Below are 25822 nucleotides of genomic sequence, written 5' to 3' on the forward strand. Positions count from 1 at the left end.
ATTTAGGTAGTAATCACCAACCGCAGTCGATTGGCAAGAATGTTAAACAATATTAACCATTATAATTCAAAAGTATAACTATTGTGTTAGGCTAAAGGTTATACTATTGTAGTTTTAACGAGTTCACAAAATGCGGATATCCAATCAAGTGCTAAATCGATTACCTACAGCCGTCATTTTATTAACATGGCCGCTTGCACGAATATTGTTATGCATTATCATTTTTTTAGCTTTATCGGTATCTCCGGCTGAGCTAATTTTTACCAAGTCGCTACAATATTACTTTTATGCTTTTCTTGGATGGACTGCTGCGACGACGCTGCTCGCTGTTGGCGGCCAACTGCTACAACCAAATGTGCTTCGCGCGCAGGTCGCCGGCGACACGATTTTGATCCTCTGCGGCATTATATTACTTCAGGGGACGGAGATGGCGACAATCCCTATCATGGCCTTTGCTGTGTGCGTTGGTGCGATTGCGATGACAATCGGGCTGAAAGGCAAGCATATATTGGCTGCTATTGCTTTTGCCGTGTTTATGTTTCTTCTGCGTTCCCTTGCAGTACAACTTTCCGGCACTCCCCTACTGCCGATAATTGCCCTGTCGGAGCTATCGGAAGCCATTTCCCAACTGATGATGCTCATTGCGATGGGCATGGTTATGATATCGGCCAGCCGGAAATATCGCTTGAAACTTTTCAGCATTGAATTTTCGTCTCTGCACACCCTCTCGCTTGAAAAATCGTTTGAGTTTGACCTTCAGGCGTGGACAAATGCATCCGCATCCTTGTTTGGGCCGCAACAAGCGGCCTGTCTGGTGCAGGGACCGGCGCAATATGCAACAGGCCAGTATCATCAGTGCAACATGCCGATTTTGCAGAAGGAGCAAGAGCGCGAAAAGCTGTTGAACGCTCTTCGCAACTTACCGATTGGTTACAGTCTTTTTGACACGCGGCTTAACCGCGTCATCTGCCCCGATACCGGACGTTATCGGTCCTTTGATGAAAATGAGCAGCGCATTGCGCATGTGCTCCGTCGCGCCGACATCAAAGCAGCCTTGGTTCAGCCCCTACAGATTGACCACATGCGGGGTGGGTTTATCTGCGCTGTAAATAACCACATTGATGCAGTTTTATTGGCAGAGGCTGCGTTCATCGGTCGCCATGTTACTGAAATGAGTGCATATTTAGGAAAAGTCGCCATTGCTCAACGCAATTTTATAGCAGATGCGCACGATGTTGCGCGCCGCGATCTGCACGATGGAGTTTTACAAACACTTGCCGCGTTGCGCATGCGTTTATTGCTACTGACGAAGCGTAAGGATGTCGTTCAACATCCAATCGAATTGGAAATTAGAAAAGCAGTTGATATTATAAACTTGGAACAGTCGCGTCTTCGCGGTTTTTTGCAACGCAGCGATACCGATGATTACACCGTTAATCTGGTGACCCAGATAGATATCTGCGTCCGGACCATTTCGCTGCAATGGGGCATTGAAGTAAAATTAAAATCGGAAGAGCCTGCCATACCGGTCGATACGGAATCGTCATTCAATATCGAGCATTTGTTACGTGAGGTAATCACTAATGCCGCCCGCCACGCCAAAAGCAAATCCTTGACAGTTACACTATCGCTCAAGCAAGATGCGCTGATGATGGCGGTTATTGATTTAAGCCAACCGCTTGATGGGCCTCAGGCATATGAAAAGCCTGAATTAACATTGGAATCAGCTTCGCTGCGAGAACGATTGAGACTCGTAAACGGTGAGGCATATGCGGAGGGGCTTGGGAAAGGAACGTTGTTATCGATCCGTATTCCCATGCAGCAGATAGAGAATGACTAGCGTTCTTGTAGTAGACGACCATCCTTTCTTCTTACACGGCTTTAGCCAATATTTAGAAGACAGCTGCGACTTCACGGTTGATACCGCGTTGTCTGTAGATGAGGCGATTGCCAAGTTAGATACTGCGCGACCAGATCTTGCGATGCTTGATGTCACGATGCACGGTGGTGGTGGACTGCGGGTTTTGCGGCATATGCGCTTACACTATCCACATGTTCCAACTATGTTCCTGACGGTCCATATTGACCCGGAACAGACGATTGAGGCCATGCGTCTTGGCGTCAAAGGCATAGCTTTGAAAGATAGTGACCCCGAAGTCATTATTAATGGCATGAACACCATATTAGCCGGCGGCAAGTGGTTCGAGCGTGGCGTTACTGAGCCGGCATTGCAATATTCCGTTGATAAACCAAGCCGTGGCATTCGTTCTGACGATCTTTTGACCAAGAGAGAGATGGAGATTGTTGAACTTGTGTGCTTAGGATTACGAAACCGTCAAATAGCAGATCGATGCTCATTAACCGAAGGCACGGTTAAAATCCACCTCAACAGTGTATACCGAAAACTTGGTGTTGCCTCTCGTGCGGAATTGATCGTGAAACGCGAAGGCATGCGTTCTTCGCAGAATTAAACTTTTAGGGTCAGAGCCACTTAGGCAGATTGGCAAACATTACAGGCCAGCCAACAAATGCAGCGGTGATCACACCGCCGGCTGCGATGGCAACGCCATAAGGAATGCGGCGGTCCTCCTTAGGCACATTTTTACGGAGGCCCGTCATACGCGCGACGATAAAGGCAAGGGCAAGCACTGCACCCGCCATCGTCGTGAAAAACAACAATATAGCGGCACCGTTCAACGCGAACCACATAGCGGTTGCTGCGTATAGCTTTGCATCTCCACCGCCGATCCACCCCCTACTGAACAGAAACATACCCACAATCAGGGCGATCCCAAAATGCGCGATATTGCTCCAAGGAACCGTTGCGCCTGAATCTATGATTTGAGCTACACCAAAGAGCAGCATTAAGACGCCGGGCAGCGCGTTGGGTATGCGATAGGCGCGTAAATCGGAAATAGCTGCGGCAAAAAGAGTGCCCACCCAAATGGTGATAAAGCCAAATGTGACAGTCATTTCGTGCTGCCCCCAATTGCTGGCTTTACTTCGGACCAGACGGCTTCGTCAAACCGATCTAGCATGAGGATGGCGCGGGAGAACAAAGCAGTCGCTTGGAGCTTACGAGATGCGGATTTTGCACCTTGGGCATATAGGAGCAGTTTGGCGCTCCAATCGGCATCGCTTTCCCCTTTTTCACGCACTGGTGCAAAGCCAGCAATGCCGGAAACGAAATTCCGGTTGGCAGAAATTGCACGATTTAGCGGACTTTTTTCGGCAGCGCGGTTCAAAGCGTGCAAGGCAGTATCCACGGCACCGTCCTGCAGCGCCGCAAGGGCGTCGTTATTCATCAACTGCGCATTGTCGGGTTCGAGCAACATAGCCTCTCCAAACGCATCACGCGCGGCCATTGTCTCGCCTTTTCCAAGGAACGCCAGACCAAGCAAATTCCAAGCCCCCGCGTCGTCGGAACAATTTTTAGTCGCTCTGGCTAAAGCGACTATGGCGTCATCAAAAGCCTGTTGATTAGCAGCCACCCATCCCATGGCGGAATCGATACGGCAGATGTTTCGTTCACGGTTTTCAATATTCGACAAGGCCATAGATGCCGATGCCACGTCCATATGGGCAATGTGGACCTCGGCCTTTAACAGGCGAAGGTCATCAGCAAAAGTGCTAGAAACAGATTGCTCTAGCAAGGCGATCATCTGCCCCGCTTGGGTCAACCTGCCTTCCCGGATTGCGACATCCACCTGCTGCAAATAGTGCACCTGCGCACGCAAAGCGGGCTCATCAGACTGCGCATTAAGTCCAGCCGCCGCAGTGAGCGCCAGAAAAAGTCCAAGAATAAGTTGTTTCATAATGACGTCAGGTGCCAACAGAATCCGTGCTGTCGGCAAAGAATATATAAGCAAATTCAGGTATGTGCGCGCCAAGCGTTTTCGACGCGACCGCCACCTTCTTTTTTAACGTCGCACGCTCAACCGCCGCCATGATCACGATATTTTCATCACCCTGGTAACGGCTAGCGGCTTGTTCCGCGTTCATATATGCGGGCAACCACAATGCTATCCGGTCGCCGAAGCTATCAAAGCTCCGCTTTGGCTGCTGGCCCTGTGGAAGGTTTGTTGCCAGGGTAATCAATCGCACTTCATTCAAAGATACCCGTTCCAACCGAGCACCTGCACGGATGTCTGGCTGGAGATAAGGGATCGGGCGCTCCGAGGGGCGCGCGGGTAGCTTAACCGGCGGAACCGGCACAACAGTCCGCAAAACAACATTTTTGGCAGCCTTATCCATTGCCACATCAGCCGACGCCACGGCAAAACGCGCCGACAATATCCCGCGTTTTGCCAAAATTTCCTGCGTTGGTGTGTCGCTTAATGCCTCAGATTTTATCTGTGCTGCGGCCGGCAACGGCAATATAGGGACATCTTCGAAAACGACGCTAAGCTGATCGAGATTGTTTGCTGTAACTGCCACGGGCTCTCGCGGGGGAAATATGGGCCAGGCAACGGCTTGCCGAGCCGCGCCCCCTTCGTTTCCTTGAAGTTTAGCAAGATTAGCCTGCACTTTGACGTTCAGCGGATCATTTGCCAGCGCGAATTCAAAATAACGCTGCGCCAGATCATTGCGCCCGATGCGACCATAAGCCACAGCCAAACCGTTATATGCGTCCGCACTGTCGGGGTTTAATCGAATTTCTGCACGAAAAGATTCAACTGCCAAGGCTTCGAGGCCAGCGGCCAATTGCGCCCTGCCCCGTTGCAACATTGACGTGCTTTCGACAATTTGCGCGGACGGTGCCGACAACCGATATTCCGGCTGGGCATTCTGCTGGGTGGCGCATCCTCCTACTGTAAGAGCTGCGCATCCACCCAAAACACATCTCGCAAATGAAATATGCATTTTCCTACCCCCCACTCATCGCTGGCAACATTTCGCGGACTAAACGAATAATCGCGGGCAACATCAGAACACCAATCATTACCGGCAGCATGCAAGCCACAAGAGGTACCGACAAGAGCACTGGCAAACGATGTGCCTTTTCCTCTGCGCGCATCCGACGTTTTTCGCGCATTTCCGAAGCGTAGACGCGCAACGTCTCGCCAATGCTCGAACCCAATTTATCGGATTGGATGAGCAACGTCGCAAATGAACGGATTTCGGTGACTTGAGTCCTCGTTGCCATGTTCCGCAATGCTTCTTCGCGGGTAGATCCGGCGCGCAATTCCAGTGTGACGATAGATAACATCTCGGCCACCAATGGATGCGAATTTTGCATCTCTCGACCTACACGGTCAAATGCAGCCTCCATCCCCAGGCCAGCCTCCACGCATACCAGCATCAGGTCGAGGCTATCGGGAAAACCATTGACGATAGCGTCCCGACGACGATCGGCCTTTGCTGAAATGAACAGGTTCGGAGCATAAAGGCCAAATATCGCGAGTGCCACGCCAAACAGATACAGTTTGAACGGCGAAACCTCCGTGCCTCCTAAGAAAACAACGCTTACAAATATCGTCGGCAATACCACCAGCATTCCAAGACGGATTGCCGTGAAGACCTTCGGTGCGAGTGGAGAATTATACCCGGCAGCAACTAAACGGGCACGCAGGCTATCGCCCTGGGTATCGACCAGCGAAATCCCTGATTTTTCAATAATCGCGGTAAGCTTATGCCACCCCTTAGCCATAGTATCGCCGCGAAGACTGGCAGAGGCCGTTAGTCGACTTTGCTGCCCGCGCACTTCGTCTAATCGCGACCGAGTTGCCGCGCGCCGCGCATACGCATTGGACATTAAAATGACGATTGCCATCACGATGACAAACACCAAGGCAAGCAACGCAAACCGCATAGGCCCGTTCAGAGAGAGTACGCCTAACATTTCAGACCTTCAAATCTATCATGCGGCGAATAGTGAAAAAGCCGATGAAGTATAAAACGACCAGCCCCAGAAATCCCGGAACAAATATAGGATCTTGCGCAACGTCGAGATAAAATGAGGGATTTAGCAGGAACAGTCCTGAGATGGTCAAAAGCGGCAGCGCAGTCAAAACTAGAGCCGTCATCCGGCCCTCTGAACTCAGCGCACGGACTTTCATATACATGCTCGTGCGTTCACGGATGACAGAAGACAAATTTGTAAGGATTTCAGCCAGATTGCCGCCTGTTTCATTTTGTACGGACAAAGACACAACAAACATCTGGATATCTTCCAATCCCCAGCGATCCGCCATGGATTGCAGGGCATCACGCACATCTGCGCCATAGGCCACTTCATCAAGCACAAGACCAAATTCAGAGCCCAGCGGGTCTTCCATTTCTTTGGTAAGCAAATCTAACGCCGACGACACGGGGTGACCCGACCGCAATCCTCGAATAAATATGTCGAGAGCAACGGGAAATTGCTCCTGCATTTTCTGCCGACGCTTCGACGCTATCCGCGATAAAATGACCAAAGGAATGCCAAGCCCAATCGCAAGACCAACGACCAAAGCCAATTGAACACTGCCAAAATTGATTGCGTAGCCCGCGATTGCCGCGCCGATGATCACGATTACGGTGACCAACGCGGAACCCAGTGCCATAGCCAACATGATCTGATGCGCAGGCATTGCGACGCCGCTCGCTATCACCGACTGTTGAATATTCGCAAGCGCCTTACCAATAAACCCGTTGCCGCTGGCAAATTCAAATGGTTGTGACTTGCGCAGCTTTGACGACACCAACTCCCTGCCCATTCCGCCTTCGATCATTCGCAAGCGCTTATTAATGGCACGGGTTTCTGACGAGCGGCGTCGCACTGCTGAAATGGCCAACTCGGCAAGAAGAAACACCGCCACAAATAAAAGGATAAGGACGACAAGTCGGGCGATCGTCGGGCTCATTAGGCTATCACCCGATCCGGACGGAAGATATCCGGGGACAGATTAATCCCGTGCGCGGACAACTCATCCATCATTTTTGGCCTGATACCAGTCGCTTCAAAATGCCCGATTACATCATTATTCTCGTCCCGGCCCATCATCCTGAACCGAAAAATTTCTTGCATGGTAACGACCTCGCCTTCCATCCCAACGATTTCGGAGAGGCTTAGGAGCCGGCGGCGTCCGTCCGAAAGCCGACCAATTTGGACAACCACATGGAGCGCTGAGGCGATTTGCGCGCGCGCCGATCGGGGCGAGATATCAATGCCGCTCATGCCGATCATCTGCTCAAGACGCGACAGCGCATCACGCGCAGTGTTTGCGTGGACCGTGGTCATCGACCCATCATGGCCAGTGTTCATGGCTTGTAACATGTCAAAGGCTTCACCGGCGCGCACCTCGCCAACGATGATGCGATCTGGACGCATACGAAGCGCGTTTTTAACCAGATCGCGCTGACCGATTTCGCCCTTGCCTTCTATATTGGGCGGCCGTGTTTCCAGACGGGCAACGTGCCTCTGTTGAAGCTGGAGTTCGGCGGAATCTTCAATTGTCACAACCCGTTCACGTTCGTCGATAAAGGATGACATGGCATTCAACAAAGTGGTTTTGCCGGAACCAGTCCCTCCTGAAATCAGGACATTGCGCCGTGCTCGGACGATGCCCCCTAAAACCTCGGCGATTTCCGGCGGGACACTCCCATATTCGGCTAACTTTGCCATGCTGATGGGGATTTTTGCGAACTTACGAATGGAGAGCAATGAACCATCAACCGCAAGCGGTGGCACAATGGCATTCACTCGCGAACCATCGGGCAACCGCGCATCTACAAATGGCGAGGATTCATCAACGCGTCGTCCGACTGCGCTCACAATCTTTTGGATGATACGCAATAAGTGGCGTTCGTCTTTAAATCGCGTTTCTACACGCTCAAGAACACCGCCGCGTTCAACGAACACGGTGTCATGTCCATTTACCAGAATATCGGTAATCGACGGATCTTGCAGCAACGGTTCAAGCGGCCCTAGCCCCAACAATTCGTCCAATATATCGGCGACGAGGCGTTTGCGTTCCTCTTGGTTCAAAGCATGTTTTTGAAGGGCGAGCTGTTCATGCACAAGCTCACCAATTTCGGTCTCAATCTGGGGCCGAGTCATTTTTTCTAATGCGGACAAGTTAATGAGGTCCAGCAAACGACGATGCAGCTCTACTTTCAGATTGATGTAATCAAGCGTATCGCTTTGCGCATCATTGGCGACGACGACGCCAGATGCACTTGGCACCGCTAGTTCATCGCCTGTACGTATCTGCCACATCGCCTAGACCTCCAACCCGAGACGTGGAAGAAACGCAGCGATGTCGGCAACGATTTTGCTTTTCGCACGGATATGTTGAATCAAAACGCCTTGGTCGTGCGCCGCACGCACCAGCGGATGGTCGTTATGGATACTCAATTCCACCGGATGGCCTAGTGCCAAAGACGCAGAATCGAGATCAATGGTGCGAAACATGCGCTTTTCCACGCGGTTGGCCACGACGTGCACATGAGAACCGCTAATGGCTTGGCTGTTTAGTAACTGAAGCTGCCGTTTCGCCTGGCGCAGGCTGCCGACGGACAATTCAACAATTAAGAATATCGCCGTGGAACGGGCCACCAGAGACAAGGCCCAATTGGTCCAGTTGGTAGGCAGGTCAAGGACGACATAGTCATATTGTTGGCGCGCGAGATCGATAATCCGCAGTATCTGGTCGGCGTTGACCGCCTCAATTGGCATCATATCAACTGGCGCTGCTATGACGTGCAGTCCTGCGTCGGTTATTGTGGCAACCGAGCGAAGCAAATCGCCATCAATGCGAGCACCGGCGTCTAACAAATTTGCAATTGTCAGTTCGTTTGACAGGCCCAAATAAGACGCTGCGTCGCCAAATTGCAGATCTAGGTCAAAGACGCACACACCACGGCCGGTGTTCCGCGCAGCCAGTTCACTGCCCAGATGCGTCGCAATCGTCGTTGCGCCAACACCGCCGATACTTTTTATGATCGTCACCAGTTGTCCCAATGCACTCTCATGAGAGGACACCGCGCGTAATTCTGTCAAGATTTCCTGCAATATTTCGATTATTTCGGCATGCGGCAGTGGTAAGCCGACGACATCACGTACACCTTGCTTCAGCAACGAACGCACGAGCGGCAGATTGGCATCGCGAACTGCCGCAATTATCGGCAGATCAGGATAAAGCGCGCGCACCGCGGACAAGCGATCCAATGAAGCTGCGCTGGCAGGCGACACTTCCAAAACCAGTATGCTGGCATTCGCAAGATCTTCCGAAGGGATTTCTGCGTCTAATGGTAAGGTTTGGACAAGAATTGGTAATACACCAAATTCTACAGCATCAAGCTGCGCCGCAACCATTTCGGCCTCGGACATTATAAGCAGCACAGAATGTGCATGGAGGTCCAAGATCCATTCCTCCGTTAAAGTTTGAAGTTGATTGAGATAGCCCATAGTCATGTTACCTAATTAGACACCGAACCGGTGCCATCCTCTAAAGTCAGGGACGATGCGAACCCCTCTTTTTCAATTACGCCACCGAAGAGTTGCCCTACGATGGACTCGAATTCCATATCCCGGATACGCACCGTTATAATTGGCGCTACATCAGGCCCATATGGATTGCCTGCGAAGCCTAGCCCCGAATAATCATAGTCAATGACCACATTGGCAGGCGTTATCCGCCCTTCCACTCGGCGCATTCGGGTTACGATATTGTTAAAGGCCGTAGCGTTTGAAGTGAGCGGAAAACCGCAAGTCCCTTTGCAAGTGCAAGTGGCAGTGGTCGCCGTGCCGGTGCAATGCACACCCGGAAAGAGCGCAGGACTTACAGGATTACCTTGTAAAACATTGGCTGGTGATGTCGTGAAATCATAGCCCGCCAGCCCCGAAGGCACAATATCAGTCACCGCGGCAAAACGCACACCCATTTGGGTTGCCTTTTCAGCCCTATTCCATTCCCACATTAACCGGCCAACATCAATGATACCAAAAATGAACAGCAGCAACAGCGGCAGAACCAGCGCGAACTCCGCTGCACTCGCGGCCGTTTGGTTCCTTGCGACCCGGCGACATAGATCAAAAACCCGGGTGATCATCAAAACCCCATCGCCGCCGCTTGGGCCTTCGCCTGCAAGTTCAATGTGGCTGTCGTAAAGCCAAGATTGTTGAACAACGCGTTGTAGGACACGGTCGCTGTCACGTTGACCACAGGAGCCCCAGCGGGGCTGTTCACATAAATGCCGGTCTTGGTCGCGGCGCTGCAATGGCCGGTGACGGTGATTGTCGCAGCGCCATCAGTCCATCCGGCAATACGCGGTGTCCCACCCGAAACGCGTCCGGTACGTATCACATTGCGGGTTTCGTTAATAACCGCCGTGCTCGGCGCGCAGCCGGCAAATTCAGACAGCGGCTTACGTCCCGCAAAGCGGACGCCATCACGAACGGCGTTTTCCACGATATGCTGGTTCCAGAAAAAATTACCGGCCTCAAAAATACCGAACATGATGATGATCAGCAACGGCGTCACTAACGCCATTTCGGCGCCAGCAGAACCATGTTTACAAGATATCAAGGCGCGGACGGACTTCATGGTCATTCAATTAAATATGGCACGTCGCGACGTCCGGAAGCTGCCGAGCTGCTCTCGCCAATGACCTCGACATAAAAACGCAGCGGATTCTTCTTAGAATTACCGTTTCCCGACATTTCTTCGGTTATGAACACATCCAGCCAAAGGGTCGGCGTCACGGGTTTTCCCGAACTGCCGCTGCCAAATGCGCCAAATGGAATAACCGCGACGGTCAATCGGCGGCGATCATTGCCAATGTCATAATTTGAACCAACGGCGGCTTTATATCGTTCGTACCGCGTCTCTTTCATGCTGACATTCTGTCCGGGCCACGCGCCATCCCCAATAACCGTTGTGCAAGGCGCTACTGGCTTTTTGGGCGTGAAATTTGTCGCATGGCATGAGTCACGCGGATAGGGTGTCTGAACAAGTGCGGCGCTGCATGTTCCGCCATTGGGGCAATTTCCCTTTCCGCCAAAACGGCTGTCGAAGCCTTTCTCAACCCCCGCAATCACGCCGGTTTGGATCGAAACGGATTCTGTGCGCTGGCACATTCCTTCTTGATCATCCCACGCCATCGCCTGTTGAACGGCGTTTCCACCGCCGTTGCCACTATCGAGATAACCAAACTGGCTTGCGTCCTCCGCGCCCAAAAGTAAAACACCCGTTCCTTTTTTAAGTTGGGACATATCTTCGCTTGACGGATCAAACGCCATGTACAGCGGCGGAACGTTGCAAATAGACGTTTCAAGACCCGCCAGTGCGCTTGCAGGCAGGTTGCCGGACCCGAAAAGGCCGACAATTGGGGTCAGCGCATAACGAACGCTTCTTGGGGTAACGCTAACGCGCACACGGTCGGCGTCGGCGTCGGATGTGGCCAAGATATTAGCGTCGGTAAGGAATTCAACGGTCGGAATGTTAACGGTTCTTCCCAACCCATCGTTCGAAAGCCGGGTATCATTCAATACTAAGGACTGCGCGGCAGTTGTGGCGCGCGCGCGCGCGCCAGGAAGGCCATCCAACTGCGTTACGCCCGCCAAAGCCGCCTGATCAGCGGCGTTTTGCAATTCGGTGTCGAGCGTGGCCATACGCGCATAGTCAAACGCAATGCCGCCAACGGCGATCAGGCCAAAAAGCGATAACGCAACGGTTACTGCGACCGCCGCCGATTCATCTTTTTTCAAGCGCCATAACAACCGCAACACGCTTCATACTCCTTGCCGACTTAATTGGATTGCGCACCCGAACCACTGCCCGAACCACCGGTGGTCGTTTTCACGCTAACGGGTTTTTTGACCGTTCCCTTTCGATAGCGGTCTTGCGCAGCGGCGGTCTGCGCGCCGTTGGCGACTTGCGGGCCTTCATAACTTGGATCGGGGTCGACCACCTGCATGGCGTAATTGGCGCGGGCGGCATTGCCGAGGCCGATGTCGTTGGGCGTACAGGCCGTAACCATCAGGGCGAGTGCTGCCCCTGCGATGATGCGCTTAATAGTCATAGCCATCTACCTTTTTTGTTGTGGTCGATATGCTGCCTTCTGGCGGTGGTGCATTGGGATCAAGCGGGTTGACGCCCATGGCTTTGTCCGTGCGCCCCAATAGGAACAGCTCACCCTCATTTGGGTTCTGCACGCGGTCGGTGGGCAGTTGAATCTGGCTTGCCTTCACCGGTTGCACAATGCGCGGCGTCACGACAATCACCAGTTCGGTTTCACCCTTGTTAAAGCCGGTTGACCGGAACAAAGCGCCAATGATGGGGATTGATCCCAATAATGGCACTTGACGCACGGTCGTTGCGAAATCCTTGCGGATCAGGCCAGCCAAGGCGAAGGATTCCCCATCCCGCAATTCCAAGACCGTATTGGCGCGGCGGGTTTGCAATCCGGGAATATTAAGGCCGTTTACAGTGATGGATGCGCTAGGGTCGATTGAGCTGACCTCTGGTTCCACCTGAAGATTGATGATGCCGTCGGCCAATATGGTCGGGGTAAAGGCCAGGCTGACCCCGAACGGCTTAAACTCGACCGTAATGCCGCCTGAGTCTCCACCGCCACCATTGCTTTGCTGCACCGGCACAGGAAATTCGCCACCGGCAAGGAATGATGCCGTCTCGCCCGAAAGCGCGATCAACGTTGGTTCAGCCAGCGTCTTTACCAGCCCCTTGCGTTCCAGCGCGTCAAGCGTAGCGTTTATGTTCAGCCCCAATGCGCCGAACGTTTTGCGGAACACGCCAAAGCTGCCGGTGATGGAATCGAGGCGCAATATCCCCTGCCCAGTTTCCGGATCGGTCGTCAGGCCAGCGCCATTTCCCGTTGCCGAACCAAAGGTTCCACCATCGCCGCTGGTAAATCCGCTAAAGCCGATTTGCTTGCCCGTCTGGCGATTAATTTCGGAAAAGCGCACCTCAAGCATCACCTGCTGGCTTGCGCCTACCGACATCATGTTGATGACCTTATCACCAGCATAGCTCTGCGCGAGCTGCATGGCGCGGTCGACGGCAGGGCCGTTGGATACAACGCCCGTCAAAACGACTGCGTCATTCGAAATGCGCGCGCCAATTTGCTCACCGGGGATCAGCTCGGCCATTTGCCGCCGCAGCGACACAATGTCGGGCCCTACAGCGACATCGACTACCGAGATAACAATATTGTTACGGTCATAAATCGTCAGGCTGGTCGTGCCCATTTTCTTGCCGAGCACATAAAGTGATCGGTTGGTAACAGGAACAATATCGGCGATTTCGTCATTGCCAACCATCGCTTTGGAAAAGGGACGGTCTACGGTCACAACTTGGCTTTTATGCAACGGCACATCCAACTGCCCCGCAAGCAGGCTAGCGTCAGATGATGAGGAATAGCCCTGCGCCAGTGCGGCGGGGGGCGTGACCAGTGCAAGCAATGCTGCGGTCAGGAAATATGCCTTTTTCATGCGCTTAAAATCCCCCTTGGCGCGTGACGTCGTAACTTGTGCTGGTCGTCCCACGCACGATTTCGACGCCAACCGAATTGGCTGGCCGTGGCCGAACTGCTGCTAATGTGCCGCGTCGCATGGCGGCCACAGGCTGGGATGGATAAGGGAACGGATTGGCGGTAAATGCAGGCGGCGCAGTATTGCGCTCTGCTGGGCCAGCATAAAGGCTAGCCCCAGTGTTACCTTGACCCAAATCCCGGGTTCCCACGGTTTGTGACATAAACTCGTCTTGGTTCGCGGCATTGCGCAAGGCCAAAGACAATGTCCCGACCTGCCCCGCAAGCGCCAATTTTTGCGCGCCTTGTTGGTCTACGGTCAAGGTTGCCGTCTTACCCACTGTCGGGTCGGTTTTTTTCTCGTTCGGTGATTGGTCGATAGCCAGAACGCCGACATTTTGTAGTAGAATATCCGTGACTGGCTCCACCTCGCCCGCTTCGCCATCCAGCTTAGGCGTGCGCGTCAACAGCACATCGACGCGGTCACCGGGAAGGACAAAGCCTGCAACTCCGGCCACATCATTTATGCGCACCGCAACGGCGCGCATGTCGGTTTCAAGCAATTCCGAAAGGCTGGCTCTGCCGCCAAATCCGGTGATCTTGCTCGGCAAAATCGGCTCACCCGGTTCGATGGGACGCAACACAATGCGGGCCTCACCACCATAAAGACCCTTGGGCGATTGAAACGCGCCCGCCGGCATGGATGTTGCTGGCCAGCTTACCATCCGGATATTTTCCGATGTCAGCGTTGCGCCATATTCCAATGGCACCCGCGCAACGGCTATCTGTACCAGGCGCCCTTGTTCCGCAGCGGTCTCTTGCTGCTTTTCAGCGCCCGACAAATAGCTATTGGCTATAACAACGGCAATGATGCCGATAAATGCCGCGATAGCCACGATGAGCAAATTTCGATTTGCAAGCATTCAACATTCCGCCCCAATGTTTGTAATAAATAAAAAAAGGCCCGCCGCATTGTCGCCCAATGCGGCGGGTCCCAATAACAGTTATGCTCCGCAAGGATCGGTTTCTGACGTTGGAGGAGACTCAATGCACAACTCAGCATTATTCATACCAGTTTTGATTGCGTCTCCGAGACCAAAGGCAGCGACAGCGATGCCCGAACCAACGATCGCGAGGATCAAAGCATATTCAGCAGCCGAAGCGCCGCTCTCGTCACGCAAAAACGAAGTTACAAATTTAACCATAAGAAAACCCCTTATCAAAAACTAAGCAAATTCCATTTCGGTGTCCGACCGAATAAGATGAGCACTAGGAAAGGGAGGCAAACTGGTGCCGAACGCGACCCTGTTATTTTTTTAAACCAGAGTTGCGTCTGGCCACAATTCGCGTTCGTTTTCCTAGAACAGCTAAAAACTCCTCCAAAACGGGTATCACAGTCAACATAATAAATTTACACATTGTAAACAGTAATTTACAATTCAGTTTTGTTAACCATGATATAAAATTGTAATTCTACGGCGATAAACTGACCGAATCACAATATGTTACCAAAGATATATAACCCTAATGGTTAATGACCATCGGTTGTAACATATGAAAACTGCAGGCATGCACGCGCCAATTGTTAACTATGTTCGTGAACTTGAACCGGTAAATAATAAGGCTAGGCGTGCGGCGGATCAGTTTTGGGGAATATATGCATAACGATAGTTTTCGGATGCGGATGGGCGTTGCAGCGATACTCATCGGCCTTTTGCCCGTATGGATGGTGCTGGCCCCGCTCGACATCACCAGTGCCCCCGAAGGCTGGCAAATATTCGTCCGCACCAACGCGTTCGCGGTGCCGGTGGTTCCACTGGTTTTTATAGTGTTGGCGCTGTCGTGGGGTGTCTTGTCTTCGCGCTTTACGATGGCGCGCTATATTTCCCACGATCTTCCTCGTGGCAATAGACAGCTCTATTAGGGTCAGGACCTATTAAATCCACCTTCGCGGTTTGAGGCCATATTGTTCAGTGCAAGGCGGCAAGCGCAGGGCTTAGTGGTTCTAAGTCCAAGCTTGCCAACGCGGCAATGGACAATATGGGTCAAATCCGAAGGACGCCAAAATGGCTTCGATCTCAAAGCAAAATGCCCTTGCAGGCAGAATAACTGCCTGCGGCGGCCATTTTCCTTCGATATCTTTGCCATTTTGACGCCGCGAAGGTGGATTTAATAGGTCCTGACCCTAGGCCGGGTTCAGCGCAACACGGCTGCGATAGGTAAGATTTACCCGTTCGGAGAGGATAAGATAGGGCAGCCAAATAGCCATGCTGATCATCACTTTTTGCATATTGCCCTGAAGCAGATTTCCAAGAGCTTCACCCACGCCGACGGGCAACCCCGTTGTCCCTGCGACAACATGGGCCATGAACAGTTGCGCGCTGATGTCAAAGCCCCATACGACAAAGAGAAAGCGCGGGAACCATGGTACGCAGCGCAGCGCCGCCATGAAACATAAAATGTAGAGAAAGTTCATAACGACAACATCAAATGTGGTCACTGCGAACAAGACTTGGCCCCATAATGGCGCATTGCCATTCATAGCGGGCACGGCAGCAAGGAATTCAAGGCTGCGGACGGGGACGTTAAGAAGCATTCCGATCAACAGCGATGCCATCATGCCAGTTGGACCAAATATCGGGTTTGCCCGCGCAACAAGGACGTCCACCGAGCGCCATTTACCGATACGCGAAAGACGAATTTCGGGTTGTTGCATCAGCAATCCGCGGGGAAAAAGCTGATCCGCGATCCAATATGCCGCAACCGGGGACAACCCCAACAGCATATAAGGTAATACTGTTTGAAACAGGCTGACACCGCTCGTGATGGGCGATGCTGAAAAACTGGTCCGCAAAATTCCGGCGACTACAATAAAGGCGACCCATCCCATGATTATCTTTGGCATCCCGCCGTCAAGCCAAGCGACTGCCGAAACGCTCTTACGATAAAGCTTTGCCTTAAATGTCACCATAACTGCCCCCATGCCCAGCGTGCTCTCGTTTCAAGTAGACGCAACCAGCTTAGGGAAACAAGATTAAGGGAGTCTTGCATTTTGTTTCTGATTCCAAAAAATTCAATATTTGCAGTTTCGCCTTCGGTTGCCATTGCCTTGCAGGCGCCTAACGCCCGCAAGCTTCCAATTGAAATGATAAGTCGCATTTTTCAGCTCCTTTTTGCATATTTCTGGCAACCGAAGGCCCATGGAAATGTTCCAGATTTGTTGGATATACAGGCTGAAGCGAGCAAGCTGTCAATCCATGTGCGAATATCTGAGTGTAAGGTGATACAGAATGTCTTCTCAAACCACCCTCCGACACATCTGTCTGATTTGGAATATGACTCAATCGTAAACCCGGCTTTAACCATTTCTTGAGGTTCTCAGCTTAGCGCATTTGCATGCAAGCGCGTATTGTCATTGTGGATGATCGGTCAACGAACCTGCGCGTATACGCGCAATATGTTGCCATGTTGGGCCCGGAGTTTTCCGCAAAGTGTTTTCACAGCGCGATTGATGCTCTAAAATGGCTTGAGACCGAGACGGCTGACCTATTGGTGGTCGATTATCGTATGCCGGAAATGAACGGTGCCGAATTTATTAGCAAAATCCGGTCGCGGACGGTTGGCGCGCATATTCCAGCGATTGTTATCACGGCGAGACAAGACCGAGAATGTCGGATCATCGCACTTGACGCCGGTGCGACGGATTTCTTGCAGACACCCGTTACCCACATCGAATTTCGCGATCGCGCTTTATTGCTGATTCATCAGCATCGTCGACAACGTGAACTGAACCGGTTGCTTGAGACCAATCGTGCTTCTGACGACCATGATGACGACGAAAAAAGCGGCAAATCGATGCTTGAGCAAATCATCGACACCACGCCCATTCTCATCAATGCAACGGACCGCAACGGGAAATTCCTCTTCCTAAACTCCTATCAAGCAGCGCTTTTCGAACGTGAGCCCGAGGAACTTGTCGGAAAGTCGATAAGTGACATTATGGAACCGGATTTAGTCGCACGCGAAATGCGGCGGAACAATATCATTCTGGATTCGGGCGTGACCATCCCGAATTTCGAAGAAAAATTTGTCAGCAAGGGCGTCGAGCTCATCTTCCACTGCAACAAATCGCCTTTGTTGAACAAGGATAATCAAGCGATCGGTATCTTGACGACGGGTTTGGATATTACCGCGCGCAAATTTGCCGAGCAACATCGCACACATCTGGCGCTTCATGATATACTCACGGGGTTGCCTAACCGCACGTTGTTGGCGCAATGGATGCGTACGGCCATTGACGACAGCAATTCCAGCAAGCGTGGCGCGGCGCTGTTGCTGCTGGATCTAGACCGGTTCAAGGTCATCAACGATACACGGGGCCACCAAACAGGCGATATCCTTCTGCGGCAGGTCGCCGAGCGTATTATTTCTGTTTTGGATAGTGACGGCTTTGCTGCGCGCATTGGCGGTGACGAATTCGCCATCGTGCTCCAAAATCTGGATGACAATGGCAGCGTTTCAGGCATCTGCACACGGTTGCTCGCCAAAATTGGTGAGCCCTATACCATCGGCGGCGTTGAGCAGCTCATCAGCGCAAGTATTGGCGTTGCCTTGATCCCCGAAGATGGCTCCTCCCCTGACGAGCTCCTTCGCCTCGCTGACCTTGCGATGTACGAAGCCAAAGCATCAGGCCGGAATTGCTTTTGCTTCTTCTCGCCCAAGATGAACCATATTGCGCAAATGAACGCGAGAATTGAGGCCGACTTGCGCGATGCCTTGAACAATGATCAGCTTTTCCTAGAATATCAGCCAATTGTTGACACGCATTCAGGCGACTATGTCGGGCTTGAAGCATTGGTTCGCTGGAACCACCCTGTTCGGGGTCGCTTGACCCCGGCTGATTTTATCAAGGTTGCCAATGACTCAGGCCTTATTGGCCGTGTTGGCGCATGGGTTGTCGAGGCGGCTTGCAAACAAATCGCAAGCTTCACGAAACAAAATATCGATCTGCCACATATCGCCGTGAACATTTCGCCAAAGCAGTTTCAATATGCGGCAATGTGCACCGAAATACTTGGTCTCGTCGAAAAATACGCCGTACCGAAAGGCAAGCTGGCAATTGAAATTACGGAAGAATTACTCATTGATAATAGCCAGAAAGTGCACGAACAGCTCGCGACCTTACGGGACGCGGGAATCCAGATTTCAATTGATGATTTCGGCACAGGTTATTCATCGCTTCAATATTTGCGCGATTTGCCGGCGACAAGGTTGAAGATCGATCAGACATTCATTTCGCGCATCGAAACATCCGCAACTGACCGCGCCATCGTCTCTACGATCACACATCTTGCGCACGCTCTGGACATGCGGGTGGTGGCAGAGGGCGTCGAGACGGAAGCGCAGTTTACGTTATTGCGGGAAGCCGGCTGCGACGAGGTACAAGGCTTTCTAACGGGACGGCCGCTTTCGGTGCAGGATCTGTACCAACTGTTCAGCGGCACCAGCACGCAATTCCGGACTGGCACAAGATGAACCACCCCCGGAGCCTTATTAAAGACGCATTTACGCCAGAGCAGCAATTGCTGGTCACGCGCATATTGCTTGGTGGCGCGGCAATTTTCGTCAGCTATGTCGTCGCCTTTGATGCGCCGATCATTTGGGCGTTATCCACTTATGTTGGCGCTAATGCCGTTCTTTTTGTCTTGCAAAAACATGGCATTTTGGAACTGGAAAAGCGCTTATCTTTGGCAATGGTCCTCGACATCATTTCGGCTTTTGTGGTGATGTATCATTATCCGGAGCAGATGTCCCTTTTCTTCCCCGCTCTGCTGTGGCTGACGTTAAGCACTGGTTTTCGCTTTGGTATAAAATGGCTGTTATCTGCTGCGACGCTGTCGACGGTTGTCTTTGGCAGTTTGGTTATGACAACAGATTATTGGCAGCAAAATTATGCGCTGGGTTTAACTCTAACCGTCACATTGCTTGCCATTCCTGCTTATTGTTCGACGCTTATCCGAAGCATTTCAAAGGCAAAAGCGCAGGCGGAATCGGCGAGCAAGGCAAAGAGCTTTTTCCTGGCCAGTGTAAGCCATGAACTGAGAACTCCACTGAATGCGATCATCGGTTATGGCAACCATCTGCGTCAGTCCAACATGCCAGCCGGCCAAAAAGACATGGTAGAGGCAAGCGTATTGGCAGGCGAACATCTCCTCCACCTGATTGAACAGCTTATCGACGTCGCCAAAGCAGGCACGGGCAGTACCGAAGTAAAGCGAACCGCCTTCCGACCGACGGATCTCCTCGCCGAGATCAGGGACATCATGACCGTCCAGATCGAAGAAAAGGGCCTCGCGCTGCATCTTCAGGCTGCTCCCATGAGCGATGATATCATCAGCGGGCCCAGCAGCCTCATTCGGAACATACTCCTCAATCTCGTCGGGAATGCGATTAAATTTACCGAAGTCGGCTGTATTACAATAAGCTGCGGAATATTGAGCCGGAACGACAAAAATGCAGTCTGGTTTGCAGTGTCTGACACAGGCATTGGTATTGCTGAATCCGCAAACCAGCGTATTTTCCAGCCCTTTCAGCAGGCAGATGAAACAGTTATGAACCGCTTTGGCGGAACTGGCCTAGGGCTTTCCATCTGCAAACAGCTAGCCGAACAAGTGGATGGCGACATCAGTCTCAAAAGCCAGATTGGCCAAGGCAGCACATTTTGTATCGAAATTCCTGTTGAGGCGTTGGAATATTCTTCCAATCTTAACGACATGCGTGCAGGAGCCGACATCAACGTCCTTGCCTTTGGACAAATGTCACCGGACCTGTTGTCGCAGGCACAAGCTATCGAGAATATGCGCCTCCGTCACATAGCCTGCGCGGACAGTTCTGAACTATCTCTTGCCATTGGCAATCTCGACCTACAGCAATTTCAGATTGTCCTGTTGCCGGAGCGCCTCGCCAAGGGCAATGCAACAGACGACAAAATATGGGCGCGATTTTCCGACGCCGATGTCGCACCAATTTTGGTGTCTAGCGCAGAAACATTGGCTTTAGAGCCTATTCAATATCCGAAGCAGTTTACCTCGGTCCTGTCAGCAACGCCCAATATTGCAGAACTTCGAAGCGCCTTAAAAATTGGTTGTTCTTTGGCCCCCAAAATGCGGATGTCGAACGTAGAGCGCGAGAAGCAAACCGAAGCATACACCCCCAAACGCGTTTTGGTGGCCGATGATAATCGGACAAACCGAAACATATTGGCCGCAATCCTCGAGGCGGCAGGCCATCATGTATCCATGGCAACCGACGGAGATTCAGCGCTTACTGAACTCGCAAAGGGTGAAACCGATATCCTGCTGCTTGATGTGAATATGCCGCGCTTGAATGGCATTGATGCGTGCATGATGTGGCGACAAAGCGATGGCGATACTGGGCATTTGCCGATAATTGGCATCACCGCCGACGCCACGGCGGAGACGGAGGCTAAATGCCTGCAAGCCGGGATGGACTCGCGGATTACCAAGCCAGTGCATGCGCAGTTACTGCTAAAAACAATTGAAACATATTGCTCGGGTTCAGCCGCAACGTTCATGACGCCTGACATCAAGCCCGCCCGCCGCCATGATATAGTTGAAGGCATGTCATGCGAAGCCGCCACCACAAGCGATGCCGTTGATCGCACGCAGATTCAATATCTGCGCTCAATTGGCGACCAAGCCTTTGTTAACAATATGGTCGAGAGTTTCCTCGAAGATATCAATCAAACGCTTGATCCCGTAAGGCGCGCGGTCAAAAATGGCGACATATCTGAATTCCGCTTTTGCGCCCATGCATTCAAAAGTTCGGGTAACAATATGGGTGCGCGCGCCCTATCGCTGCTCTGCGGTCAGCTAGAGCAAATTAACGATGCGGATTTTTCCCAACACAAGCATGAATATCTGGCCCAAATCGAGCAAGAGATCACACGCGCGGTGCATATGCTTAAGACAGACGTGTTTACCGACGCAGCCCCCGTTTTGGAAAAAACTGGGTAAGGCGCACCAGATGCAGAACGCGATTGCTTCGCGAATTAATTGGTCTGCAAGATATAGATCAGCGGCGTTAAAAGAGCAGGTGTGACCTGCAGCGCATCCTTGAACAACCTGCGCGCCTGTGAATCACCGACAACGACAACATCATTGGCGAACACTTCTGGGTCATTGTAAACGCCTCGGCGGATCGATTTCAGGTTATAAAGCGCCGCCATCTTTTGTCCGTTTACCGTTCGGAAAATGACGACATCGTCCAGCTTGGCAAATTCCGAAGTGCCCTTTGCCACCGCCACAGCGCGCATCAGCGTCATTTTGCCAATGACAGGATATAATCCTGGTTCACGCACCTGACCGTCGATGGTGATTACTTGGCTGACCGTTTCTTTCAGATTCACGGTAACCTGGGGGTCGCGGACATATTGGCCACGCAGGCGGCCCTCGATTTCCTCTTCCAGCTCACCGGGGGTTTTTCCAGCGGCCTCTATAATACCCGCCAGCGGGAAAGATATCCGCCCGCCGGCATCGGTTTGAACTTCCTGCTTGCTCAACTCTTCAATGCCGAAGACATCAATTGTCAATTTATCAAAGGGACCAATGAGATAGGGTCTGTTTTGTTCAAATAAATCAATCCGGGTCGGTTCGGGCAGTACGTCACTGTCAACGACCTTAATATCGGACATACTCCCCACCCCGCCAAGTTGCGAGCTGCCGCAAGCAGAAAGTGCCAATGACAAAGCAAGAAGTGCCAACAGTTTACGCATATGTGATTCCCGAAGAATATGTGCCGTTGCTGCTAGCGAATGGCGATATATATTGCTACATGTTTTGCGTGTAGGGTCAGGACCCTAATTGAACGTTAGTCCACGCACCCAATTAGCCACCGCCGCATCGGTCATCGGACCGCCCGGCCAACGGACCGCAGGCTCGTACCATTGGTTGTTGGATCGTATACGGTTCCGATAAACCTTCATCGACCAACTCAGTGAACCGTGCCCGCTTGGGAGCGCTATTCCCGTGTTGTCGATGTAGATCGAATCCGCCGAAGTAGGCAGCCCGACATGCACCACGCCGGGCAGGCGCCGAGCGATGTCGGCGAAGTCCAGGCAAGCGCTCGCGCAGTTATGGTCTGTCAGCAGCAAGACGCGACCCTTGAACGGAGACGCTTCTGTCGGCGGGGTGGCCTCTAATCGAGCAGGTTCAGACTTGTGGACATAAGCCTTCCCCGCTGCGACCGCCGTCTCGATCTCATCAGCCAATTCACGGAAGTACAGGGCGTTAGCAGTCTGGCCGGCCTTCTCTAATCTCTCCGCCGTCTGACGGACCGCTACAGCGTTGAGTGACGATGCACGCCAATCGACCGTCCAATCGAATTGGCCCTCAATCCGGTCGATGGTCTGCTTTCCAAATAGCGCCGCCGCAACCTCACTACCCCAACCGCTGTTACCGCCACCATTGCCCCGGACATCCAACACCACCCAGGGCGCATTGCGCAATGTCTCGGCTTGTTCGCCAAGTTCGCGGATCAGTGCCCGCATGGCATCCACCTGTTCGGATTGCTGCAGGTTGAAGGTTGGCAACGACACAAACCATACCCCATCTACTTGGCGCAATTTGATCGACTCTCCACCCCCGCCCGAGGCCCGATCGATCAGGCTGGAAAGCCGATCTTGGGGTGCCGAAGACCAACGCAAGGTCCGTTCGACCTCCACGCCGTCAACGCGGAAGCGACAGGCTAGAGGCTTGCGTGGATCGCCCTCAAAGGCGGTCATCAAAACGACGGACGCCGCGTTGCGCGCGTGGGGAATGTCGGCGTTCCAACGATAGGGGTCTACCCACTGTCGCTGCAGGGTCTCGGAATCCTTGCCATCGCAGGCCAGCAACTCCGACTGCAATGGCACGCTCGGCTCATCGTCGTTGAGCACCACCCGAGTGCGCCCGTCGGCGTCGCGCATCGTAAGCAGGCCCGGCCACGCGTGCATCATCGACTTGCTGAACCCGAACCAGATGTGCCCGTCGCGAAAACCATTGGTGTAACTGCGCACTGCGCGCCAATAATCGCCCGCATGAGTCGCGGCCGCAGCCTGCGCCAGCGCCTGTGCCTTGCCCTCTTTCAGCCATTCAGCAAAAGCAGGGTTGCCCACATCTACGGGGCCGGGATGGTTGTCGCGCAGGGTGTCATGGATGGCCTCGATATCCATGCGGGCAGCGGCGGCCCAATCTGACTCCACAGCAGACTGTGGAGGTGCAGCCTTATCTTCCGCTACAGCGGCCCCTGCGACACAGAAACTCAATCCAACGCCGAGCCAAGCTCGCACCCAAGCCCTCATAGTTCATCTTCTCCTATCACCAAAAACCCTCTTGCATCACGGACGGCACCCACAGAAGTCTCGATCCATTTTGAACCACAGCAATTCTGATTACAGCGCTTTCAGTTATTGATTCGTCCCCGATGTTTTTAAGAATTAAGCATTTGATAAACAATTTCAATGCTCTTCAAAAAAAGCTGCCGCCTTCGCGCTGTGTTGGCGGAGAGATAGGGATTCGAACCCTAGGTACCGTCACCGGCACGCCGCATTTCGAGTGCGGTGCTTTCGACCACTCAGCCATCTCTCCGCAATGCATAGGGACTGGTCATTGCCGTAAAAACGGCGCATTCCTATGACAGAGCGGGGCCATGACCCAAAGGAGAGCCGCTCGCTAAACTATCGGGCAGTACTTAGGGTTCAGGATCCGCCTGCAGTGTTAAAGCCGACGTAACGGAGGAAGCTGGGACACAACAAAATAGATAAAACGATCTAGCCTAAAGCAAACGCCGCATCAGGGAATCTCTGATGGAACGGAATACGATTTAAAAGAAGTCTTGTTATTTTTCAATATAAATTGGCGGTGCGAGAGCATCTCCCAACCAACTCTCTTTCTATTATCTTATTGATATTAAACGTCTGATTTTTCAGGCCCTTTAGGACCAACGCTGCTTAACATGGGCACCATTTGTAGCGAAGGGGTCCACCATCAAATACAGGGATCAAACATCTAGATAGGCCAAAACGGCTTGCCTGAGAGTGCTTGTAGAAAGAGGAAGGTTGCGAACGTCAGCTGAACAATAGCAACGCCAACGACCAGCTTCACGCCCGGCCATCTTTTACGGTCAGCGATATATCCAGCAAGCGGCAGCGTCTGCATCAAGTGGAGTGAAACAAAGTGAGCTGGACGTAGATCTCCGATCTCGCGAGACCAGCCAAAAAACGGAACCACCATCCCGACATAGTCCGGGTCGCCACCCACATAGCGCCCATACGACGACATGTAGCCGGCGAAGATCAACGTGGAGACGAAACCAAGCGTCAGTCCCAATATTGAGCCCCAGCGCAGACCGGTCATCGACTTGTCGCCCTTGCGATAAATCTGCACCGCAAGTGCCATCGCAACTGCGATCAGCAAGAACGCGCCTAGTCCCATGAAAGCAAACATTAACGCTTCGAACTGGCTATCATAATTGTAATGTGATCGCCTTGCGCGTGCGGCTTGCAAGCTGACGTAACCCCATTCGAAAACCAGTGAGACTGCGGCCGCATATGAAAAACCGATCAACATTGGGCCGCTTCGGACCTCCCGTGGCAATTGCTGTGCAAGGACTGCAAGTGTCGCGAAATGCAGCGCAAGTGAAACGGTGAACTTTTGCGGCTTGGTCCAAACAGAGGCGCCGTCCAAAACGCGCGGATCAAGGAACCACGCAGGGAGAAATACGACGAAGTTCGCCAGCATAAACAAGCAGGAAACAAGCAGCAGACGCGTCACATGGTCGCCATCCAACTGAGGGATAAGCGGCTTTCGATAAGCTGTGTTTTTCTCGCTCATGCGCTTGCCTCCCGCTTGCGAAAATGGCCTGCACGCATTGCCAAGAACAACGCCAGCCCCACCGGTCCGAACATGAACGTCGCGATCAGGATTGGCGCCTGGAACACTCTATTTAGGCCAACTTTATCCGCTTCAACCGCGATCCAACCGCCAATAAAGAGATCAAACGCCAGGTAATGCACCCAGCCAGCCAACAACATCTCTTCTTTTGAGAGCAGAATTCTGACCTGATCTAGCGAGTTGTAGCCTCCCCCTTCGATTGTAAAGAAGTGCGAAAATGCAAGTCCGGCATAAAGCAGGCTGAGTCCGAAAGGGATTAGATAACGCGGAATAAACAAGATCTGTGGCCAGCGTCTCGGCAGAAAAATCAGGATGCCCCAGCCGATCATTGCTGCTTGTCCAGCCCATCCGAACATTGCTTCCGGCGCAACCGCGATTGCTTCGCCCATAATTCGACA

General features: G+C 52.5%; 24 protein-coding genes and 1 tRNA gene. 5 read left to right on the plus strand and 20 right to left on the minus strand.

What is annotated here, in order from left to right; translation table 11 throughout:
• Positions 1-130 precede the first annotated feature (130 nt).
• Both HEQ18_RS04135 and HEQ18_RS04140 read left to right on the plus strand, forming a co-directional pair.
• Positions 131-1840 (plus strand): sensor histidine kinase, encoded by a 1710-nt coding sequence (locus tag HEQ18_RS04135; protein ID WP_432815626.1) that lies wholly within the window; start codon positions 131-133, stop codon positions 1838-1840.
• Positions 1833-2471 carry a response regulator gene (locus tag HEQ18_RS04140; protein WP_432815627.1) on the plus strand — a complete coding sequence of 213 codons (639 nt, stop codon included), beginning with the start codon at positions 1833-1835 and terminating at the stop codon, positions 2469-2471. Before HEQ18_RS04135 ends, HEQ18_RS04140 begins: the two co-directional genes overlap by 8 nt.
• Before the next feature lie 10 nt (positions 2472-2481).
• Here HEQ18_RS04140 and HEQ18_RS04145 read toward each other — a convergent pair whose 3' ends face one another.
• The 14 genes from HEQ18_RS04145 to HEQ18_RS04210 all read right to left on the minus strand — a co-directional run bounded on the left by HEQ18_RS04145 (position 2482) and on the right by HEQ18_RS04210 (position 14678).
• The gene (locus HEQ18_RS04145) at positions 2482-2973 is read right to left on the minus strand and encodes an A24 family peptidase (RefSeq protein WP_432815628.1); all 492 of its coding nucleotides are present in this window, start codon (positions 2971-2973) and stop codon (positions 2482-2484) included.
• The gene (locus HEQ18_RS04150; protein WP_432815629.1) at positions 2970-3815 is read right to left on the minus strand and encodes a tetratricopeptide repeat protein; all 846 of its coding nucleotides are present in this window, start codon (positions 3813-3815) and stop codon (positions 2970-2972) included. Before HEQ18_RS04150 ends, HEQ18_RS04145 begins: the two co-directional genes overlap by 4 nt.
• A 7-nt stretch (positions 3816-3822) precedes the next feature.
• Positions 3823-4863: a hypothetical protein gene (locus HEQ18_RS04155; RefSeq protein ID WP_432815630.1), complete on the minus strand. Its 1041-nt coding sequence runs from the start codon at positions 4861-4863 to the stop codon at positions 3823-3825.
• 4 nt (positions 4864-4867) lie between these two features.
• On the minus strand, positions 4868-5812 hold the full coding sequence (locus HEQ18_RS04160; RefSeq protein WP_432815631.1) for a type II secretion system F family protein: 945 nt from the start codon (positions 5810-5812) through the stop codon (positions 4868-4870).
• A gap of 31 nt (positions 5813-5843) precedes the next feature.
• On the minus strand, positions 5844-6845 hold the full coding sequence (locus HEQ18_RS04165; protein WP_432815632.1) for a type II secretion system F family protein: 1002 nt from the start codon (positions 6843-6845) through the stop codon (positions 5844-5846).
• Entirely contained in the window at positions 6845-8200 is a 1356-nt protein-coding gene (locus HEQ18_RS04170; protein ID WP_432815633.1) for a CpaF family protein, read from the minus strand. The genes HEQ18_RS04165 and HEQ18_RS04170 overlap by 1 nt, the downstream gene beginning before the upstream one ends.
• 3 nt (positions 8201-8203) lie before the next feature.
• Positions 8204-9313: an AAA family ATPase gene (locus HEQ18_RS04175; protein WP_432815634.1), complete on the minus strand. Its 1110-nt coding sequence runs from the start codon at positions 9311-9313 to the stop codon at positions 8204-8206.
• A gap of 89 nt (positions 9314-9402) precedes the next feature.
• The gene (locus tag HEQ18_RS04180) at positions 9403-10035 is read right to left on the minus strand and encodes a TadE/TadG family type IV pilus assembly protein (RefSeq protein ID WP_432815635.1); all 633 of its coding nucleotides are present in this window, start codon (positions 10033-10035) and stop codon (positions 9403-9405) included.
• On the minus strand, positions 10035-10475 hold the full coding sequence (locus HEQ18_RS04185) for a TadE/TadG family type IV pilus assembly protein (RefSeq protein WP_432815636.1): 441 nt from the start codon (positions 10473-10475) through the stop codon (positions 10035-10037). The genes HEQ18_RS04180 and HEQ18_RS04185 overlap by 1 nt, the downstream gene beginning before the upstream one ends.
• 56 nt (positions 10476-10531) lie before the next feature.
• Positions 10532-11713 carry a TadE/TadG family type IV pilus assembly protein gene (locus tag HEQ18_RS04190; RefSeq protein WP_432815637.1) on the minus strand — a complete coding sequence of 394 codons (1182 nt, stop codon included), beginning with the start codon at positions 11711-11713 and terminating at the stop codon, positions 10532-10534.
• A 20-nt stretch (positions 11714-11733) separates the two neighbouring features.
• Positions 11734-12006 (minus strand): hypothetical protein, encoded by a 273-nt coding sequence (locus HEQ18_RS04195; protein ID WP_432815638.1) that lies wholly within the window; start codon positions 12004-12006, stop codon positions 11734-11736.
• A complete protein-coding gene (locus tag HEQ18_RS04200; RefSeq protein ID WP_432815639.1) occupies positions 11996-13435 on the minus strand; it encodes a type II and III secretion system protein family protein in 1440 nt (479 codons plus the stop codon). The genes HEQ18_RS04195 and HEQ18_RS04200 overlap by 11 nt, the downstream gene beginning before the upstream one ends.
• Positions 13436-13439: 4 nt before the next feature.
• Positions 13440-14396: a Flp pilus assembly protein CpaB gene (cpaB, locus tag HEQ18_RS04205; protein WP_432815640.1), complete on the minus strand. Its 957-nt coding sequence runs from the start codon at positions 14394-14396 to the stop codon at positions 13440-13442.
• Positions 14397-14477: 81 nt separating this feature from the next.
• Entirely contained in the window at positions 14478-14678 is a 201-nt protein-coding gene (locus HEQ18_RS04210) for a Flp family type IVb pilin (RefSeq protein WP_432815641.1), read from the minus strand.
• A 452-nt stretch (positions 14679-15130) separates the two neighbouring features.
• Here HEQ18_RS04210 and HEQ18_RS04215 point away from each other — a divergent pair, with 452 nt between their 5' ends.
• The gene (locus HEQ18_RS04215) at positions 15131-15397 is read left to right on the plus strand and encodes a hypothetical protein (protein ID WP_432815642.1); all 267 of its coding nucleotides are present in this window, start codon (positions 15131-15133) and stop codon (positions 15395-15397) included.
• A gap of 261 nt (positions 15398-15658) precedes the next feature.
• Here the strand turns inward: HEQ18_RS04215 and HEQ18_RS04220 are convergent, their stop codons facing one another.
• On the minus strand, positions 15659-16444 hold the full coding sequence (locus HEQ18_RS04220) for a DUF2569 domain-containing protein (RefSeq protein WP_432815643.1): 786 nt from the start codon (positions 16442-16444) through the stop codon (positions 15659-15661).
• 425 nt (positions 16445-16869) lie between these two features.
• Between HEQ18_RS04220 and HEQ18_RS04225 the strand changes: the two genes are divergently transcribed.
• Positions 16870-19008, plus strand: coding sequence for a putative bifunctional diguanylate cyclase/phosphodiesterase (locus HEQ18_RS04225; RefSeq protein WP_432815644.1), 2139 nt, complete (start codon positions 16870-16872; stop codon positions 19006-19008).
• Positions 19005-21509 (plus strand): ATP-binding protein, encoded by a 2505-nt coding sequence (locus HEQ18_RS04230; protein WP_432815645.1) that lies wholly within the window; start codon positions 19005-19007, stop codon positions 21507-21509. Before HEQ18_RS04225 ends, HEQ18_RS04230 begins: the two co-directional genes overlap by 4 nt.
• A gap of 35 nt (positions 21510-21544) precedes the next feature.
• Here the strand turns inward: HEQ18_RS04230 and HEQ18_RS04235 are convergent, their stop codons facing one another.
• The 5 genes from HEQ18_RS04235 to HEQ18_RS04255 form a co-directional block, all read right to left on the minus strand.
• Positions 21545-22267 (minus strand): polysaccharide biosynthesis/export family protein, encoded by a 723-nt coding sequence (locus HEQ18_RS04235; RefSeq protein WP_432815646.1) that lies wholly within the window; start codon positions 22265-22267, stop codon positions 21545-21547.
• Between the two features lie 84 nt (positions 22268-22351).
• The gene (locus HEQ18_RS04240) at positions 22352-23821 is read right to left on the minus strand and encodes a S41 family peptidase (RefSeq protein WP_432815647.1); all 1470 of its coding nucleotides are present in this window, start codon (positions 23819-23821) and stop codon (positions 22352-22354) included.
• Positions 23822-24029: 208 nt separating this feature from the next.
• Positions 24030-24119: transfer RNA gene (locus HEQ18_RS04245), tRNA-Ser, on the minus strand.
• A gap of 420 nt (positions 24120-24539) precedes the next feature.
• A complete protein-coding gene (locus tag HEQ18_RS04250; protein WP_432815648.1) occupies positions 24540-25364 on the minus strand; it encodes a hypothetical protein in 825 nt (274 codons plus the stop codon).
• Positions 25361-25813: an ABA4-like family protein gene (locus HEQ18_RS04255; RefSeq protein WP_296197765.1), complete on the minus strand. Its 453-nt coding sequence runs from the start codon at positions 25811-25813 to the stop codon at positions 25361-25363. Before HEQ18_RS04255 ends, HEQ18_RS04250 begins: the two co-directional genes overlap by 4 nt.
• Positions 25814-25822: the final 9 nt, after the last annotated feature.

Source organism: Sphingorhabdus sp., assembly GCF_050921905.1.
GTDB lineage: Bacteria > Pseudomonadota > Alphaproteobacteria > Sphingomonadales > Sphingomonadaceae > Sphingorhabdus_B.

Bases quoted from the DNA above. Each gene is read 5' to 3' on its own strand.
- HEQ18_RS04135 (WP_432815626.1), top strand. From the start codon at position 131: ATGCGGATATCCAATCAAGTGCTAAATCGATTACCTACAGCCGTCATT.
- HEQ18_RS04140 (WP_432815627.1), top strand. From the start codon at position 1,833: ATGACTAGCGTTCTTGTAGTAGACGACCATCCTTTCTTCTTACACGGC.
- HEQ18_RS04145 (WP_432815628.1), bottom strand. From the start codon at position 2,973: ATGACTGTCACATTTGGCTTTATCACCATTTGGGTGGGCACTCTTTTT.
- HEQ18_RS04150 (WP_432815629.1), bottom strand. From the start codon at position 3,815: ATGAAACAACTTATTCTTGGACTTTTTCTGGCGCTCACTGCGGCGGCT.
- HEQ18_RS04155 (WP_432815630.1), bottom strand. From the start codon at position 4,863: ATGCATATTTCATTTGCGAGATGTGTTTTGGGTGGATGCGCAGCTCTT.
- HEQ18_RS04160 (WP_432815631.1), bottom strand. From the start codon at position 5,812: ATGCGGTTTGCGTTGCTTGCCTTGGTGTTTGTCATCGTGATGGCAATC.
- HEQ18_RS04165 (WP_432815632.1), bottom strand. From the start codon at position 6,845: ATGAGCCCGACGATCGCCCGACTTGTCGTCCTTATCCTTTTATTTGTG.
- HEQ18_RS04170 (WP_432815633.1), bottom strand. From the start codon at position 8,200: ATGTGGCAGATACGTACAGGCGATGAACTAGCGGTGCCAAGTGCATCT.
- HEQ18_RS04175 (WP_432815634.1), bottom strand. From the start codon at position 9,313: ATGTCCGAGGCCGAAATGGTTGCGGCGCAGCTTGATGCTGTAGAATTT.
- HEQ18_RS04180 (WP_432815635.1), bottom strand. From the start codon at position 10,035: ATGATCACCCGGGTTTTTGATCTATGTCGCCGGGTCGCAAGGAACCAA.
- HEQ18_RS04185 (WP_432815636.1), bottom strand. From the start codon at position 10,475: ATGGCGTTAGTGACGCCGTTGCTGATCATCATCATGTTCGGTATTTTT.
- HEQ18_RS04195 (WP_432815638.1), bottom strand. From the start codon at position 12,006: ATGACTATTAAGCGCATCATCGCAGGGGCAGCACTCGCCCTGATGGTT.
- HEQ18_RS04200 (WP_432815639.1), bottom strand. From the start codon at position 13,435: ATGAAAAAGGCATATTTCCTGACCGCAGCATTGCTTGCACTGGTCACG.
- cpaB (WP_432815640.1), bottom strand. From the start codon at position 14,396: ATGCTTGCAAATCGAAATTTGCTCATCGTGGCTATCGCGGCATTTATC.
- HEQ18_RS04210 (WP_432815641.1), bottom strand. From the start codon at position 14,678: ATGGTTAAATTTGTAACTTCGTTTTTGCGTGACGAGAGCGGCGCTTCG.
- HEQ18_RS04215 (WP_432815642.1), top strand. From the start codon at position 15,131: ATGCATAACGATAGTTTTCGGATGCGGATGGGCGTTGCAGCGATACTC.
- HEQ18_RS04220 (WP_432815643.1), bottom strand. From the start codon at position 16,444: ATGGTGACATTTAAGGCAAAGCTTTATCGTAAGAGCGTTTCGGCAGTC.
- HEQ18_RS04225 (WP_432815644.1), top strand. From the start codon at position 16,870: ATGCAAGCGCGTATTGTCATTGTGGATGATCGGTCAACGAACCTGCGC.
- HEQ18_RS04230 (WP_432815645.1), top strand. From the start codon at position 19,005: ATGAACCACCCCCGGAGCCTTATTAAAGACGCATTTACGCCAGAGCAG.
- HEQ18_RS04235 (WP_432815646.1), bottom strand. From the start codon at position 22,267: ATGCGTAAACTGTTGGCACTTCTTGCTTTGTCATTGGCACTTTCTGCT.
- HEQ18_RS04250 (WP_432815648.1), bottom strand. From the start codon at position 25,364: ATGAGCGAGAAAAACACAGCTTATCGAAAGCCGCTTATCCCTCAGTTG.
- HEQ18_RS04255 (WP_296197765.1), bottom strand. From the start codon at position 25,813: ATGGGCGAAGCAATCGCGGTTGCGCCGGAAGCAATGTTCGGATGGGCT.